The following is a 15,587-nucleotide window of genomic DNA, read 5'->3' as shown; positions in this document are numbered from 1 at the left end:
GCCACGCTCGCCTGGTTCCCCTCTCACGGAAAGGGAGTTCGAACAGTGCGACGTTCACCAAGACACCTCTCCCGGCTGGTCACGGCGCTGGCCCTGGTCGCGGGCACCGCCGCTGCGACGGCCACAGCCCAGGCCGCCGACAACCCGTACGAGCGCGGCCCCGACCCGACCGAGTCGAGCATCGAGGCCAGCCGCGGCCCGTTCGCCGTCTCGCAGACCACGGTTTCGTCGCTGGCCGTCAGCGGCTTCGGCGGCGGCACCATCTACTACCCGGCCGACACCAGTCAGGGCACCTTCGGCGCGGTCGCGATCTCGCCCGGCTACACCGCCGACCAGTCCAGCATCGCCTGGATCGGGCCGCGCCTGGCCTCGCAGGGGTTCGTCGTGTTCACCATCGACACGATCACCCGCTACGACCAGCCGTCCAGCCGGGGTGACCAGCTGCTCGCGGCGCTGGACTACCTGACGCAGCGCAGCTCGGTGCGCGGCCGCATCGACAGCAGCCGCCTCGGCGTCGCCGGGCACTCGATGGGCGGTGGCGGCACCCTGGAGGCCGCCGACGAACGGCCCGCGCTGCAGGCGGCCGTGCCGCTCGCGCCGTGGAACCTGCGGAAGAACTTCTCCAGCGTGCAGGTGCCGACGTTCATCATCGGCGGCGAGTCGGACTCGGTCGCGCCGGTCTCCTCGCACTCCGAGCCGTTCTACACGTCGCTGCCCAGCAGCCTGGACAAGGCGTACATGGAGCTGAACAACGCGTCGCACTTCTTCCCGAACACGTCCAACACCACGATGGCCAAATACATGATCTCGTGGTTCAAGCGGTTCATCGACAACGACACCCGCTACGACCAGTTCCTCTGCCCGAACCCGAGCGGTCTGGCGATCGAGGAGTACCGGTCGACCTGCCCGTACTGATGCTCCGGGGCGGCGGATCAGGAGTCTTCGCGCTCCTGGTCCGCCGTTTCGCCGCGGTGCTCGTCCTCCGCGTTGCCGCCGCGGGGGCCGAAGCCCGGTGCCGGTTCCGGCGCTCCGGGACCGGGGTCCGCGGCGGCGATGCGCTCTTCGCCCAGGTACGGGTCGGGTTCGAACGGTGAGGTCGTCATGCCGGCCGGGTACCCGGCCGGCGCGTGATCATGCCTGCGCCGGCGGCCAGGACGGCGCGCCCAGCTCGCGGGAGATCGCCCGCGCCGCCTCCCGCACCGCGCTCGGCACCGCGGGGCCGGCCGGCCAGTCGGTCATCGGCACCACCACGCCGATCGCCCCGGCGATGTCGTGGGCGGCGTCGAAGATCGGCGCGGCCACGCAGCACTCGCCGATCACCGCCTCCTCCACCTCGGTCGCCAGCGCCTCGCCGCGCACCTGGGCCAGGTGCGCGGCCAGCTCCGCCGGGTCGGTGACGGTGTCCCGGGTCATGCTGCGCAGCGGTTCCGGCGCGAGGTCCGGGGACCAGGCCAGCATCGCCTTGCCGAGCGCGCTCGCGTGCGCCGGGATGACGATCCCGACCTCCGGCATCTGGCGGGAGCCGTCCGGGCGCGGCTCGTGGTGCACGATCATCACCTCGCCCGGCAGCAGCACCCCGGTCCGCACCGCGAACCCGGTCGTGCGCGCCAGCTCGGCCGCCCAGGTCAGCGAGCGGGACCGCAGTTCGAGGGTGTCCAGGTAGACGTTGCCGAGCTTGAGCACGGCGGGCCCGAGCCGGTAGCGGGCCGAGCCGCGGTCCTGCAGCACCAGGCCGTGGGCCTGCAACGTTTTGATGATGCCGTGCACCGTGGACGGCGCCAGCCCCAGCCGGGCCGCGATCTCGGACAGGCTCAGCCGCCGTTCCGCCTGCAGCACGGCGAGCACGCGGACCGCCCGGTCGACGGACTGGATCATCGGTGCACCCTCCTGCCCGCCAGCACTTTACAACAGCCGCCCGCCGTTCTATCTTCGTACGCGATTCGACAATGTCGAATGATGGTCGACGATGACGGAGGGGTGGCATGGCGGTTCGCCAGCTCGTGAACGATCCGGACGATTTCGTGCGGGAGGCGCTGGAGGGGCTCCAGCGGGCGCATCCGGACCTGGTCCGCTACCACGAGGACCCGGCGTACGTGGTCCGCGCGCGGCAAGCGGACAAGGTCGCGCTGGTCTCCGGCGGCGGCTCCGGGCACGAGCCGCTGCACACCGGTTTCGTCGGCGCCGGCATGCTGGACGCCGCCGTGCCGGGCGCGGTGTTCGCCAGCCCGACGGCGTTCCAGATCCGCGCGGCCATCGCCGCCGCGGACCGGGGCCGCGGGGTGCTGCTGATCGTCAAGAACTACACCGGTGACGTGCTGAACTTCCGCATCGCCGCCGAGCTGGCCGCCGACGACGGCATCGAGACGCGGACCGTCCTCGTCGACGACGACCTCGCCACCGACGGCCAGGAGGACGGCGCGCCCGGCCGTCGCGGCACGGCGGCGGTCGTGGCGGTGGAGAAGATCTGCGGCGCGGCGGCGGAGAACGGCGCGTCGCTGGACGAGCTGGCCGCGCTGGGGGAGCGGATCGTGTCGTCGGCGCGCACGATGGCGCTGGCGCTGGCGGCGTGCACGCAGCCGGGTCAGGACCGGCCGTCGTTCGACCTGCCGGACGGCGAGATCGAGTTCGGGGTCGGCATCCACGGCGAGCACGGTGTGGGGCGGCGCCCGTACGCGCCGGTGCGGGAACTGGTGGCCGATCTGACCAAGCCGCTGGTGGCCGCGCTGGGCCTGGACCGGGGCGACGAGGTGATCGCGATCGTCAACGGCCTGGGCGCGACGCACGGTCTGGAGTTGTCGGTGGTGCACCGCGAGCTGGGTGGGTTCCTGGACGGCTTGGGTGTGCGGATCGGCCGTGCGCTGGTCGGGTCGTACGTGACCGCGCTGGACATGCGGGGCTGCTCGATCACGCTGCTGCGCGCCGACGACGAACTGCTGGCCCTGTGGGACGCGCCCGTCCGCACCGCGGCCCTGACCTGGTGAAGGAGACCATTGTGGACACTCGTGCGTGGATCGAGCGGTTCGCTGCCGTCATCGACGAGCGCGGCGCCGAGCTGACGGAGCTGGACCGCCGCGCCGGTGACGGCGACTACGGCACCAACCTCCGGTCGGCCCTGGGGAAGGTGCGGGCGAACCTGGCCGCCGACGACCCGCGAACGCCCGGTGCGGTGTTCACCGCGGTGTCGGACGCGTTCCTCAACACCGGTGGCACCAGCGGTCCCTTGTTCGGCATGTGGTTCCGGGAGTTCGCCAAGGGCCTGGGCGACGAGGTGACGCCGCGGAGCCTGGCGGCCGCGGCCGGCGAGGCGGAGGCGACGGTGCGCCGCCTGGGCGGAGCCGAGGTGGGCCACAAGACGATGGTGGACGCGATGGTGCCGGCGGCGCAGGCGCTGGCGGCGGCGGCGGAGCGCAACGCCGACGTGGAAACCGCGCTGAAGGAAGCGGCCGCCGCGGCGGACGCGGGAGCCCGCTCGACGGAGCAACTGCTGGCGAAGCGCGGCCGGGCCAGCTACGTCGGGGAACACGCGCGCGGCGTGACGGATCCCGGCGCGCTGACGGTCGCCTGGTTCTTCGAAGCCGCCACCGAATAGCCCGGGGTGGTGCGGCCACATGGGGTGCGGCCGCACCACTCCGCCACAGTCCCGCTGCCTGCGATGCCGCGAGCCCGGCCAGGCCGTGTGGGGAATCGCTGGCTGGCGATCATTGCCCGGCAACACAACGCCGCGCCTCGCCGAGCTGCCCGCCGCACCGGCAAATCACCGCCCGGCAACACAACGCCGCACCTCGTCAAGCCGCCCGCCGCACCGGCAAACCGCCACCCGGCAACGCAAAGCAACAACCCCCCGAACCACTCCCCCTCCCGCACCCGATCCCCAGCCCACATCGGTTGCCGAGCAGCGGGGTCAAGGTACTCTTTCCAGCCTTGACGCCGCTTCTCGGCAACCGAACACTGAAAGATCGGGTCCGGGAGGGGCAGATCCGGGCGTAGCGAAGCGAAGCCGGCGCTTCCAGCCGCGCGCAGCGCAAACACGCGCGTAGCGCCTACACGTCCACCCCAACCCGAGCAGCCAACCCAGCGAAATGCTCCCCAAAAACCCGCTTCGCGCGCTTCCGCAACCGAGCCCGCCCAATTTCATCGGACCCCGCCAGCAGCCCGGTCCCGGCGACGAGCGTCCCCAGCACGTGCACCTCGTACCGCAGATCCAGTCCGCGCGGTAACTCCCCGTCCTCGACGGCCTCGGCCAGGTGCGCTTCCACCCGTTCGGCCCAGTCGCGGTAGCCCTCGCCGAACCCGCCTTCCCGCACCTGCCCGGGATCGTGCGACCAGAACGCGAGCCAGATCTGCCAGCAGCGGAACCGGACCTCGTCCAGCGGCAGCAGCGCGAGCGTCGCGGCCTCGGCGGCGGCCAGCCCGCGCTTGGAGCCGATCGCGGCGAGCACCCGCGCCGAGGCGACCGCCGCGTTGTGCCGCAGCACCGCGCCCATCAGCTCGGCCTTGTCGGCGAAGTAGTGGGTCACCGAACCGGTCGTCACGCCGGCTTCGGCGGCCACCGCGCGCAGGGTGGTGTCGTTGGGGCCGTGGGCGGCGACCAGCCGCCACGCCGCGTCGACAAGCTGGTCGCGCGACTGCGGATCGCGAATTCGCCGTGCCATCGTCCCGCACCCTCTTCCATAACCACTGTTACGTAACGCATGATACGTAACGCCGGTTATGCGAATCAACGAGGAGCGAGCATGGACCTTGCGCAGGAGTGTGCGGCGGAGGCCGCCAAGCTGACCGTCCCCGGGCTGCTGCGGCGGAATGCCGAACGGTTCGCCGGCGAGCCCGCGCTGACCACCGGCGCGGACACCGTCACCTGGTCGAACCTGCGGAACCAGGTTGCCGGGTTTGCGCACGGCCTGGCGCGGCTGGGTCTCGCGCCGGGCGAGCGCCTGCTGATCATGATGTCCAGCCGCCCCGAGCACTGGGTCACCGACCTCGCCGCCGCCCACCTGCGAGCGCTGCCGTGCACCGCCTACCACACGTTGAGCACCGAGCAGATCAGATATGTGGCACGGCATTCCGCCGCGACGGTCGTCGTCCTGGAGGGTGCCGCCGAGCTGGATCGGTGGCGCCCCGTCCTCGGTGATCTACCGGCGCTGCGGCACGTCGTGGTGCTGGAGGACGTCGAGCTGCCTGGGGACAGCCGGTTCGTGCACTGGGCGGACGTGCTGCGGCGCGGCACGGCGGCGCACCGGGCGGACCCGGCCGCCTTCGAGGGGTTCACCGACGCGATCGAGCCGCACGAGCCGGTCGGCATGATGTACACCTCGGGCACCACCGGCGATCCGAAGGGCGTCGTCCTGACGCACTACAACGTCATATATGAGGCCGTCGCGCTGGACCGGCTGGTGCCTATGGCCGACCACGCGCCGACGATCGCCTACCTGCCGCTCGCGCACATCGCCGAGCGGGAACTGGCGATCTATCGCGCGCTGTACAAGGCGTCGCACGTGCACATCTGCCCGGAGCCGGCGCAGGCGGTGACCACGCTCGCCCGGGTGCGGCCGCCGTCGTTCTTCGGAGTGCCGCGGGTGTGGGAGAAGCTGGCGGCCGCGCTGCAGGCGGCTTTCGCGGCGACGCCGGAGGACCAGCGCGGCGCGATCCTGACGCAGCTCGGTCTCGACGGGCTGCAGTGGCCGGGCAGCGGTTCGGCGCCGCTGCCCGCGCCGGTGCGGGAGTTCCTGGCGAGCGCGGGGATCGACGTGCACGAGGTGTGGGGGATGAGCGAGACCACCGGATGTGCCACGGCGAACATCCCGGGCGCGGCGAAGCCGGGGACGGTCGGGCGGCCGCTGCCCGGGGTCGGGCTGCGGATCGCCGGGGACGGCGAGATCTTCGTGCGCGGCCCGATCGTGTTCTCCGGGTACCTGCGGGCCGACGGCACGGTCGAGAAGGTGACCGACGCGGACGGCTGGCTCGCGACGGGGGACATCGGCAACCTCGACGAGGACGGCTACCTGACGATCACCGACCGCAAGAAGGAGCTGATCATCACCTCCAGCGGCAAGAACGTGGCGCCGACCAAGATCGAGGGGCTGCTGAAGGCGCACCCGCTGGTGGGGCACGCGGTCGCGGTCGGGGAGGGGCGGCCGTACCTGACGGCGCTGATCGCCCTGGACGAGGAGGCGGCCCCGGCCTGGGCGAAGGCGCGCGGGATCAGCGGGAGCCTCGCCTACCTGGCCGGCCACCCGACGGTGCGAGAGGAGATGTCGAAGCTCGTCGCGGCGGTGAACGGCCAACTGGCGCGCGCCGAGCAGATCAAGAAGCACTCCATCCTGCCCGAGGCGTGGTCCCCGGAGTCGGGCGAGCTGACGCCCACGCTGAAGCTGAAGCGCCGCGTACTGCACGACCGGTTCGCCCACGAGATCGAGGCGCTGTACCGGGACTGAGCGCGGTGGCCGAGGATGCGGTGGGGTGGCCGCTGGTTCGCAGGGCCGCTGGTGGAGTTGAGTCACTCAGGAATCCGGGAAGCGCCTCCCGGAACTGCCCGACCTCGTCCCGAGGTCGAGGACGCCTGCCCACTCGTACCTGATATATGCCGGAAGCGGCTCCCAGTCCCGCGAGCCGCTTCCGGCATACAGGTCACATGTGACCGGCCAGGCCGCCTGCGCGCGGCTACCGAATCTCAGCGCGCACGGCGCCGCAGCAGGGCTGGGTCGATGTCCGCCGGTGGTTCGGGTGCTCCGAGGTCCGACGGTGAGTACCCCTTCGGGTAGCCGGGGTAGCTGCGGACCTTCGAGTTCAGCAGCTTCGACTTCCGGCGCGGCGGCAGCAGCCGCACCACCGCGGCCCGCGCGCGGAGTCCCGCCCGCGCCGCGCGGCCCACCCACGCCGGGCTCGGGCGGAACCCGAACGCCGCGAGCATCCGGTCGTCGAGCAGGCTCTTGGCGCCCATCGCCACCGCCGGGCGCAGGGGCTTCGGAAACCACACGCAGAACAGGTCCAGCGTGTACCGCCCGATCCGGTGATTGTCCGGCGAATATACGAAGTTCGCCTCCTCGTAGGCGTCCTTGAACTTGCGGAACGCGTCGAAGTCGCCGGGGATGTCCTTGATCCCCATCCGCCTGCCGACCTCCCGGAAGTAGAAGTACGCCGCCTGGCGCTCGTTCTCGTGCAGCGGCCGCCAGCCGAACGAGTCGATCCAGTCGATCGGGTCGTAGACGAACGTCGACAGCACGTACAGCATGTCGTCGTTGCTGATGCGGTACCGGCCGTGCATCCGGTTCACCGTGCTCAGCGCCTCCCGCCCGCGCGGCGAGTCGTACCCGTGCTCCGCCAGCTCCGCCATCAGCACGGCCGTGTCGTCATAGCGCTTCTGCGGCCGTTTCTCGAACTCGCCCGTCGCCGCGAGCAGGTGTGAGATGCTCGGGACGCAGTACGTGCGGAACAGCGCGAACTCCAGGGCCCGCTGGTAGTCCCACGGGAACTCGAAGCCGATGGAGATGCGGTAGATCTCCTGGTGGTCCCGCTCGGGGTCGCACCGCTCGATCCGGCGCAGCCAGTATCCGGTCATCGCCAGCCTCCTCGTTATCCAATATCCTATATCTGACAGAAGGAGGGCAAGATGCCGCGATCCGGTCTCACCCGCCGGCCCCAGCTGGCCGACGAGGTGGCCGCGCACCTGCGCAACATGATCACGTCGGGTGAGGTCCGCGCGGGGGAGTTCCTGCGGCTGGACCAGATCGCGGCGGACCTCGGGGTGAGCGTGACCCCGGTGCGCGAGGCGCTGGCCGCGCTGCGCGGGGAGGACATGGTCGAGCTCGAACCGCGCCGCGGGTACGTGGTGCAGCCACTGTCGCGACAGGACGTCGAGGACATGTTCGCGGTCCAGTCCGATCTCGCGTGCACGCTGGTCGGCCGCGCCACGCTCCGGCTCACGGCCGAGGACGTGCAGCGGTTCACGGCGATCAACGACGACCTCCTCCGCGCCGCCGAGGCCGCCGACGCCGCGGAGCTGGAGCGGCTGGAGTACGAGTTCCACCGCGCGATCAACCTCGTCGCCCAGTCGCGCAAGCTGTCCTGGCTGCTGCGCAACGTCTCGGTGTACCTGCCGCAGCACTTCTACTCCACGGATGCCGAGTGGCGCTTCGGAGCCGTCCGCTCGCACAAGAAGCTCCTGCGGGCGCTGCACCGGGGCGACGTCGAAGCCGCGATGGCCGAGACCCGCAAGCACGTCCTGGACAGCGGCGCCCGGCTCATCGCGCACCTGGAGGAGATCGGGATGTGGTCGCAGGACTAGTGTCCTGAGTCCCTAATTCGCGTGCAGTAGCGTGCGATGGAGTCAAGGATCTGGTCGGCGGTCTTGGTCCAGACGTAGGGCCGTGGTTCGTTGTTCCAGGTCTCGATCCATGCGCGGATGTCGCGATTGAGCGCGTGGACGCTGGTGTGGCTGCCGTGTTGGAGTTTTTTGGTCGTCAGCTCGGAAAACCAGCGTTCGACGAGGTTGAGCCAGGAACTCGAGGTCGGAGTGAAGTGCACGGTGAACCGCGGGTGAGCTGCCAGCCAGCGTTTGATCACCGGGGTCTTGTGGGTCGAGACGTTGTCCATAACCAGATGCACTGCCAGGTCCGCGGGTACTTCGTTGTCGATGGCGATCAAGAACTTCTTGAACTCGATCGCACGATGCCGCGCGTGCAGCCGGCCGATGACCTTGCCGGTGGCGATGTCCAGTGCGGCATACAGACTGGAGGTGCCGTGGCGGGTGTAGTCGTGCGTGGCACGCTGCGGCGTTCCCGGCATCATCGGCAGGATCGGGGCGGTGCGGTTGAGCGCCTGGATCTGGGACTTCTCGTCCACGCACAGCACCACCGCCCGCTCCGGCGGCGCGAGGTAAAGCCCGACCACGTCCTTGACCTTGTCCACGAACAACGGATCCTTGGACAACTTCCACGCCTCACGGCGATGCGGCTGCAGACCGAACGCATTCCAGATCCGGGTCACCGCGGTCTGGGTCAACCCGGACTCCGCAGCCATCGACCGGGTCGACCAGTGCGTCGCATTCGCCGGCGTGGACTCCAGCGTCTTGGTGATCACCGCCTCGACCTGCTCGTCGGTGATCGTGCGCGGGCGCCCCGGACGTGGCTCGTCGACCAGGCCGTCCAGTCGTTGGGCCACGAACCGGGAACGCCATTTCGCGACCATCGCGCGCCCGACGCCCAACTCCGCGGCGATCTCGCTGTTCGAGCCGCCCTCGGCGCACCGCAGCACGATCCGCGACCGCAACGCCAACGCCTGAGCCGTCTTCCGCCGCTGCACCCAGTTCCGCAACGTCTGTGCCTCATCAACGGACAAGGCCAACTCAGGCAGCTTCGGATTCGGCATGCCGCACCCTACAGCTGAACTCGAATTAACGACTCAGGACACTAGCGGCCGTGGCGCAGGCGCAGCAGGGTGCGGGCCAGAGCCACGTGCGCCGGCTTGCGGTCGAACGACATCAGGTCCAGCAGCGGCCGGAACCGTTGCCGCGTCACGGACTTCGCCCGGGCGAACTCCCGCAGGCCGTCCGCGCCGTGGATGCGGCCGAAACCGGATTCGCCCACGCCGCCGAAGGGCAGTGACGGCACCGCGGCGAACCCCAGCACCGAGTTGATCGACACGCCACCGCAGCGCAACCGCCGGGCCGCCGTCTCCGCCGTCCGGCGGTCCCGGCTGAAGATCGACGCCGCCAGCCCGTACCGGCTCTCGTTGGCCAGGTCCACGGCGTGGTCCAGGTCGCGGGCGCGGTTGACCACCAGCGTCGGGCCGAAGGTCTCCTCGGTGACCGCCGCGCTGTCCTCCGGCACGCCGGTGACCACGACCGGCGCCACGAACGGCGCCCGCACCGACTCCCGGCCGCCGACGACCGCCTTCCCGCCGCGGTCCAGCGCGTCGCCGATGTGCCTGCCGATGACGTCCAGCTGCCCGGGCATGGTGATCGGCCCGTACGACGAGCCCGGCTGGACGCGGCCCGCCAGCTCCTCGACCCGCCGGACGAACTCGCCGAACACCGATTCGTCCACATAGGCCCGTTCCACCCCGGCGCAGGTCTGTCCCGCGTTGCCGAACGCGCCGAACACGGCCGCCTGCGCGGCGGCGTCGAGGTCCGCGTCCGCCGCGACGATCAGCGCGTCCTTGCCGCCGCACTCCGCCACCACCGGCGTGAGCGACTCCGCGCACGACGCGAGCACATTCCGCGCGGTGGCGCCGGAACCGGTGAACGCGACCTTGTCCACACCGGACGCGCACAGGCTCGCGCCGGTCGCGCCGTCCCCGATGACGACCTGAAACGGCGGCTCTTCAGGCCTCAGCTCGGCCCATCGGTCGGCGAGCCACCGCCCAGTGCCCGGCGTGTACTCGCTCGGCTTGAACACGACGGCGTTGCCCGCGGCCAGCGCGTAGGAGATCGAACCCATCGGGGTGTAGACCGGGTAGTTCCACGGGCCGATCACGCCGACCACGCCCATCGGCTGGTACTCCAGCGTGGCCGCCTGGTGTGCGGCGAGCAGGCCGGCGGGGACCCGGCGCGGGCCGAGCACGCGCTCGGCGTGGCCGGCCGCCCAATCCAGGTGCTCGACCGCGAGCATGATCTCCAGGAGCGCGTCGTCGAGGGGCTTGCCGGTCTCGGCGCTCATCAGCCCGGCCAGCTCGCCGGCGCCCTGGGCCAGCGCCCGCTTCCAGCGCCGCAGCCACGAGCGCCGGCCGGACCAGCCCAGGCCCGACCACCACCGGGCGGCCTCCCGCGCGCGGTCGACCGCGGCGCGGACGTCCTCGGCGGTCGCGACCGGGTACTCACCGACGACCTCCCCGGTCGCCGGGTCGAGCGAGCGCAGCGTCTCCTGCACCGACGTCATCGTCGTCTCCTCGGGCTTGAGTCTGATGGCGCGATCATATATTTGGTATGAGGTCAGATACAAGAAGATGGGTGGTTCCGATGCTCGACCTCAACCCCGACCTGCGCGCGTTCGCCGCGGCGATCGACGAGTTCTGCCGCCGCGAATGCGGCACCCGTGAGCAGCGCGACGCGCTCACCGGCAACGGGACGGAGAATCACCACGGCGGCCTCTACCGGAGGATGGCCGAGCTGGGCTGGCTCGGGGCCGGCCTGCCCGAGGAGTACGGCGGCGCCGGCGGCGGGATGACCGAGATCGCGGTGTTCGCCGAGCGCAGTGCCTACGGTCTCGCGCCGGTGGGCGGGTACACGACATCGATCATCGCGGCCGGCCCGTACCTGAAGTTCGGCACCGAGAAGCAGCGCACCGAGGTGATCGGCGGGGTCGCCGCGGGTGCGGTCGAGGCGATCTCCATGTCCGAGCCGGGCGCCGGTTCCGACGTGGCCGCCCTGACCTGCAAGGCCGAGCGGGTCGACGACGGGTACTTGATCAACGGCCAGAAGACGTGGTGCTCCAACGCGCACCTCGCCGACCACATCCTGCTCGTCGCCCGCACGTCCGGGAAGCGCCACGACGGGCTGACCATGTTCTGCGTGCCCACCGGCGCCGAGGGGTTGCGGATCAAGGGCATCGACACGATGGGCGGGCGGGAGGTCAACGACCTGTACTTCACCGACTGCCTGGTGCCCGCCGAGTCCGTGGTGGGCGAGGCCGACCGGGCGTGGCACCAGCTGACGGCGGGCCTGAACGCCGAACGGCTCATCCTCGCCGCGACGATGCTCGGCCGGGCGAAGCGGATCCTCGACGACACCCTGGAGTACGTGCGGCAGCGCACCCAGTTCGGCCGTCCGATCGGGACGTTCCAGGCGCTGCGGCACCGGATCGCCGACCTGGCGACCGAGCTGGCGTGCTGCGAGCTGCTGGTGTACCGGGTGGCGGCGATGGCGGACGAGCACCCGGACCGGCAGCTGCCGCGGGAGGCCTCGATGGCGAAGCTGAAGGTGACCGAGACCGCGAAGCAGATCGCGCTCGAGGGAATGCAGATGATGGGCGGCTACGGCTACGCGACCGAGTACGACATGGAGCGCCACCTACGGGCCACCGTGGTGAGCACCGTGTACGGCGGCACGAGCGAGGTGCAGCGGGACATCATCGGCAAGACGTACGGCCTCTGAGCGGGCCTCGCGCCCGGGCGCGGAACTCACGCACCCGGGCGCGGAACTCACGCGCCTGAGCGCAGGACTCGCGTGCCCGAGTGTGGGACTCGCGCCGGTTCGGCCTGGGCGCGAGTCCCACGTTCGTCGGCGCGAGTTCCACGTTCGTGGGTGCGAGTTCCGCGTTCGTGGGCGCGAGTTCTGCCGTCGCGGGTGCGGGTGCGCCGGGTGCCGGCTGTGCCTCCCGGCGAGTGGTGCTCCGGCAACCGCCTCTTCAGAGCCACTCCGGCCGTGACGAGCCCCGCGGCACGAGCACCGTCCGGTAGCGGCCCGGCGTCGCCGACATGCGCACCTGGTCCGTGACCCCCTGGTAGCGCCCCAGGGGCGTGTCGGCGGTGAAGGTCTCCGGGTCCAGGTACTCGTGCTCCTCACCACGGCCCGCGACCTCCGTCGCGTACGTCTTGTCGAACACGCCCAGCCCCAGGATCCACAGCGCCGCCCGCGTCAGCGACACGTGCACCCGGTAGCTCCCGCCGTCCCGGGCCCGCCGCGCCAGCGCCTCCACGATCCCCGCCGCCATCAGCCACGACACGATGTAGTCGTTGACCACCAGGATCGGCGGCAGCGCCGGCCGCACCCCGTCGCCCTCCAGGTGCATCATCCCGACCAGGCTGCCCGCGCTCTGGTCGAACCCCACCCGGTCCGCCCACGGCCCTGCTGCCCGTTCAGCGACGCCGTCGCGTGGATGATTCCGGGCCGCACCGCCGCGGCCTCCTCCGCCGAGAACCCGATCTTGTCCAGATACCCCGGTCGCCGGTTGGCGTAGAAGACATCGGCGTCCCGCAGCAACGACCGCAGCAGCCCGGCCCCCGCGGACTCGTACGGGCTGATCGTCGCCGACCGCACCCCCACGTTCGCCGTGATGTAGGTGACGTCGTGCTCCAGTTCGCCGGGCCGCCACACGTTCAGCACGTCCGCCCCGTGCAACGCCAGCGCCCGGCCCACCCCCGCGCCGGCGATGACGTGCCCCATCCCCAGCGCCCGCACCCCGGACAGCGGATCCTCCGCCGCGCCAAGGGGTTCCGGCGCGCTGTCGCCGATCTTCGTGATCTCCACCAGCGGCAGGTCCGCCAGCACCTGGCGGTAGTGCGGTTCGGCCATCAGCTCCGCGGGCGTGCGCAGCATCGGCAGCACCGCGCCCGCCGTGACCGCCGCGTTCTCCAGGTCCCGGCCCCGCCACTTCGCGATCGCCGCGGCGACCGCCTCGGTGTCGTCGGGCACGCCGAGCAGCTTCTGCGCCGCCAGCTTGATCTTCGGGTACGGGTTGAGCGGCATCACCCACTCGTCGTCCGCCGTGCGGTAGAAGCGGAACCCCAGCGCCTGTGACGGGTTCGCCGGGGTGCTCGCCGGATACCCGTTGAGCAGCTCCCACTTCCGGTCGTAGAACGGGCACAGCCGGTGCGGCGCCACGCGCAGGTCGACGCCGATGTCCTGCCCGTCACCGCCGCGCAGCCGCCACAGCTTCGCGATCGCGGCGGACTTCGCGGCCAGCGCGATCGCCGCCGACCCGCCCAGCCGCAGCGTGCTCGGCACCACCGGGTCCGCACCGCGGAACGTGATCGCGCCGCCGGTGTCGGCCGGGCTCATCCCGATCCCGGCCAGCACCTCGGCCAGCTCGGCGTGCGGGTCGAACTCGTCGCTCGTCGCGGGGTTCGCCACGGCCGCGGTGATGCGCTCAGTCAGCGACATGGTCGAGCAGCTCCTCGGGGATCAGGACGTGCTTGGCGCGCAGGTACTCGCCGACGGCCTTGCCGACCTGATCGGTGCGCAGGTTAGCGGACCCTCCGGTGCCCAGCAGGCCGCGCAGGACGAAGTGGACGGCCCGCAGGTGCGGGAACTCGTGCCGGACGATGTCGAGATCCCCGGTCTCGGGCAACAGCTTGCGAAGCTCCGCTGTGGACAGTGCCTGCCGCAGCCACGGCCAGGCCCGCTCGTCCGGCACCCAGACCCCGACGTTGCTGTTGCCTCCCTTGTCACCGCTGCGGGCGTAGGCGACGGTGCCCAGCGGCGCCTTGCGCGCCCGCTCCGGCAGCGGCTGCCCGGCCGGTTCGGGGTGCACCGGCTGCGGCTGGACCGGCGCGGTGGGCGGCGGGGCGATCGGCAGCGTGCGGCCGTCGTCGAGGACGACCCGGTGCGGCACCTCCGACATCGGCAGCAGCGCCGGCCAGTAGTCGATGCGCGGTTTGCTGCGCGAGGTCAGCCCGGCGCCGCCGTCGTGGTAGAAGCCCGGGATGCTCTGCAGGTACAGCGATCCCAGCCGGCCGGCCAGGTTCAGCTTCGCCAGCGGCTCCGGGGTCGCGGCCACGGCCATCACGCGCACCGCGACGGTGGCGTCCCACTGCGTCTCGGGGTCGGTGGCCGCGGTGCCCAGTCTGGTGATGTCCAGCTCGACACCCTCGGGCACCTCGCGGGTGATCTGCGCGCGCAGCAGGGCGACCTTCGCGTCCACGTCCGGCGCGGTGACGTAGACGGTGTTGACCAGCGTGTGACCGATCGCGGCGAACACCGCGACCTTCGTGGTCGGCGGGGGAGGGGACCCGGTCGCGCCGGTGACCTCGACCCGATCCGGTCCCGCCGCGGCCAGCCGCACGGTGTCCAGGTGCACCGTGACGTCCGGGTTGAGGTAGCGCGGGCCCTGGATCTCGTAGACCAGTTGCGCGGTCACGGTGTCGACGGTGACCGCGCCGCCGTGCCCGGTGTGCTTGGTGATCACGCTGCTGCCGTCCGCGGCGACCTCGGCGATCGGGAAGCCCGGCACCAGCATGTCCGGGATGCGCGTGAAGCCGGCGAAGTTGCCGCCCACGGCCTGCGGACCGCATTCGATGACGTGGCCCGCGGTGACCGCCCCCGCGAGCGCGTTCCAGTCGTCGGTGGCCCAGCCGTGCCACCACGCGGCCGGTCCGGTGACCAGTGACGCGTCGGCGACCCGGCCGCACACCACGATGTCGGCGCCCTCGGCGAGCGCGGCCGCGATGCCCCAGCCGCCCAGGTAGGCGTTCGCGGCCAGCGGCTCGTGCCCCCAGGACGCCAGCGGCGCGCCGGTGTCCAGGTTCTCCAGCCGGTGCCCGGCCTCGGCGTACTCGCCCAGCCGGGACAGCACGTTGTCGCCCTCGACGTGCGCGATCCGCAGCGGGACGCCCTCGTCGGCGGCGACCTTGCGCAGCTTCTCCGCGAGCGCGGCGGGGTGGAAGCCGCCCGCGTTGGTCACGACCTTCACGCCTCGCTGCGCGATCGCGGCCAGGTGCGGGCGGATCTGGCCGACGAAGTACTCGACGTAGCCGCGTTCGGGGTCCCGCCGGTAGCCGGTGGCCAGTGCGGCCAGCGTGACCTCGGCGAGGTAGTCGCCGATCAGCACGTCCACCGGATCGCCGCTCATCGCCTCGTCGATCGCCGTGTAGCGATCCCCCAGATAGCCGGAGAAGTTCGCGATCCGGACAGCGGTCATCGGCGGCACCTCCCGTGG

At 71.5% G+C, this 15,587-nt stretch carries 13 protein-coding genes and 1 pseudogene; 6 read left to right on the top strand and 8 right to left on the bottom strand.

Annotated elements, in window-relative coordinates; translation table 11 throughout:
* The first annotated feature begins 45 nt into the window (after positions 1–45).
* Complete coding sequence (gene bdeA, locus L1857_RS24300; RefSeq protein ID WP_116111971.1) at positions 46–915, top strand: bis(hydroxyethyl) terephthalate hydrolase; 870 nt, start codon at positions 46–48, stop codon at positions 913–915.
* Positions 916–932: 17 nt separating this feature from the next.
* Here the strand turns inward: bdeA and L1857_RS24295 are convergent, their stop codons facing one another.
* Both L1857_RS24295 and L1857_RS24290 read right to left on the bottom strand, forming a co-directional pair.
* Entirely contained in the window at positions 933–1,103 is a 171-nt protein-coding gene (locus tag L1857_RS24295) for a hypothetical protein (protein WP_167481535.1), read from the bottom strand.
* Positions 1,104–1,131: 28 nt separating this feature from the next.
* The gene (locus L1857_RS24290; protein WP_094008492.1) at positions 1,132–1,875 is read right to left on the bottom strand and encodes an IclR family transcriptional regulator; all 744 of its coding nucleotides are present in this window, start codon (positions 1,873–1,875) and stop codon (positions 1,132–1,134) included.
* A gap of 107 nt (positions 1,876–1,982) precedes the next feature.
* Here L1857_RS24290 and L1857_RS24285 point away from each other — a divergent pair, with 107 nt between their 5' ends.
* Complete coding sequence (locus L1857_RS24285; RefSeq protein ID WP_116111969.1) at positions 1,983–2,981, top strand: dihydroxyacetone kinase subunit DhaK; 999 nt, start codon at positions 1,983–1,985, stop codon at positions 2,979–2,981.
* Positions 2,982–2,992: 11 nt separating this feature from the next.
* Positions 2,993–3,589: a dihydroxyacetone kinase subunit DhaL gene (gene dhaL / locus L1857_RS24280; protein ID WP_094008501.1), complete on the top strand. Its 597-nt coding sequence runs from the start codon at positions 2,993–2,995 to the stop codon at positions 3,587–3,589.
* A 451-nt stretch (positions 3,590–4,040) separates the two neighbouring features.
* On the opposite strand, the gene L1857_RS24275 is transcribed toward dhaL, so the two are convergent.
* Positions 4,041–4,652: a TetR/AcrR family transcriptional regulator gene (locus L1857_RS24275; RefSeq protein WP_116115498.1), complete on the bottom strand. Its 612-nt coding sequence runs from the start codon at positions 4,650–4,652 to the stop codon at positions 4,041–4,043.
* Positions 4,653–4,733: 81 nt separating this feature from the next.
* Between L1857_RS24275 and L1857_RS24270 the strand changes: the two genes are divergently transcribed.
* Complete coding sequence (locus L1857_RS24270) at positions 4,734–6,431, top strand: AMP-dependent synthetase/ligase (RefSeq protein WP_249466385.1); 1,698 nt, start codon at positions 4,734–4,736, stop codon at positions 6,429–6,431.
* A gap of 236 nt (positions 6,432–6,667) precedes the next feature.
* Here the strand turns inward: L1857_RS24270 and L1857_RS24265 are convergent, their stop codons facing one another.
* A complete protein-coding gene (locus tag L1857_RS24265; protein WP_249466384.1) occupies positions 6,668–7,555 on the bottom strand; it encodes an oxygenase MpaB family protein in 888 nt (295 codons plus the stop codon).
* 51 nt (positions 7,556–7,606) lie between these two features.
* Between L1857_RS24265 and L1857_RS24260 the strand changes: the two genes are divergently transcribed.
* The gene (locus L1857_RS24260; protein WP_116115492.1) at positions 7,607–8,281 is read left to right on the top strand and encodes a GntR family transcriptional regulator; all 675 of its coding nucleotides are present in this window, start codon (positions 7,607–7,609) and stop codon (positions 8,279–8,281) included.
* Here L1857_RS24260 and L1857_RS24255 read toward each other — a convergent pair.
* Entirely contained in the window at positions 8,278–9,363 is a 1,086-nt protein-coding gene (locus L1857_RS24255; protein ID WP_249466381.1) for an IS630 family transposase, read from the bottom strand. The genes L1857_RS24260 and L1857_RS24255 overlap by 4 nt on opposite strands.
* A gap of 41 nt (positions 9,364–9,404) precedes the next feature.
* Positions 9,405–10,871, bottom strand: coding sequence for an aldehyde dehydrogenase family protein (locus L1857_RS24250; protein ID WP_116115511.1), 1,467 nt, complete (start codon positions 10,869–10,871; stop codon positions 9,405–9,407).
* 80 nt (positions 10,872–10,951) lie between these two features.
* On the opposite strand from L1857_RS24250, the gene L1857_RS24245 reads away from it, so the two are divergent.
* Positions 10,952–12,085 carry an acyl-CoA dehydrogenase family protein gene (locus L1857_RS24245; RefSeq protein WP_094007931.1) on the top strand — a complete coding sequence of 378 codons (1,134 nt, stop codon included), beginning with the start codon at positions 10,952–10,954 and terminating at the stop codon, positions 12,083–12,085.
* Positions 12,086–12,338: 253 nt separating this feature from the next.
* Here the strand turns inward: L1857_RS24245 and L1857_RS24240 are convergent.
* Positions 12,339–13,813: pseudogene (locus L1857_RS24240) on the bottom strand (CoA transferase).
* Complete coding sequence (locus L1857_RS24235; protein ID WP_249466377.1) at positions 13,800–15,569, bottom strand: acyclic terpene utilization AtuA family protein; 1,770 nt, start codon at positions 15,567–15,569, stop codon at positions 13,800–13,802. The pseudogene L1857_RS24240 and the gene L1857_RS24235 overlap by 14 nt, the downstream one beginning before the upstream one ends.
* Between the last annotated feature and the right edge of the window lie 18 nt (positions 15,570–15,587).

The organism is Amycolatopsis thermalba, from assembly GCF_023376025.1.
Lineage (GTDB): Bacteria > Actinomycetota > Actinomycetes > Mycobacteriales > Pseudonocardiaceae > Amycolatopsis_E > Amycolatopsis_E thermalba.
This window is presented reverse-complemented; position numbering and strand designations above follow the sequence as displayed.